Origin of the sequence: Secundilactobacillus oryzae JCM 18671, from assembly GCF_000740055.1 — a bacterium.
In the GTDB taxonomy this organism is placed as follows: Bacteria; Bacillota; Bacilli; order Lactobacillales; family Lactobacillaceae; genus Secundilactobacillus; species Secundilactobacillus oryzae.
Genome location: NZ_BBJM01000082.1, coordinates 1 through 376, shown reverse-complemented (window position 1 = coordinate 376; position 376 = coordinate 1). Strand labels below are relative to the sequence as shown.

The window sequence follows — 376 nt, the reverse complement described above, 5'->3', positions numbered from 1 at the left end:
GGTCCATTAAAAGTTGTTAGGAACTTAGTCAGTGCTTCATTAACACTCGCTGTCGTTCGGTCCTTTAACCGATATGCCCAAAGGAACCGTGATTTGCGATCGATTAAAGTTAATAAAACTGCCTTACTATGCCCACGAGGGCCAACGACGGTATCTAGTTCAAAATCACCGATGCGATTACGTTGATTAATCATCATGAGACGCTGTTCAATCGATCGCCCCAAAGATTGATTATATTTGGATCGTTGGTCAACGTTACGCCGTTGGCGTACGCCATATTCAGGTAGATCATTCAAGGAGAAACCAATTCTCCCCTGATTTAGCCAATTATAAATAGATTTAGTAGCTAGTTTAAATTCGTGAGCAATCATTCCTG

1 protein-coding gene is annotated in these 376 nt (G+C 41.5%); it reads right to left on the bottom strand.

Going from position 1 to position 376, the window contains the following annotated elements; genetic code table 11:
* A partial coding sequence (locus LOSG293_RS09850; protein ID WP_034529912.1) for an IS30 family transposase occupies window positions 1-376 on the bottom strand: 376 nt, incomplete at both ends.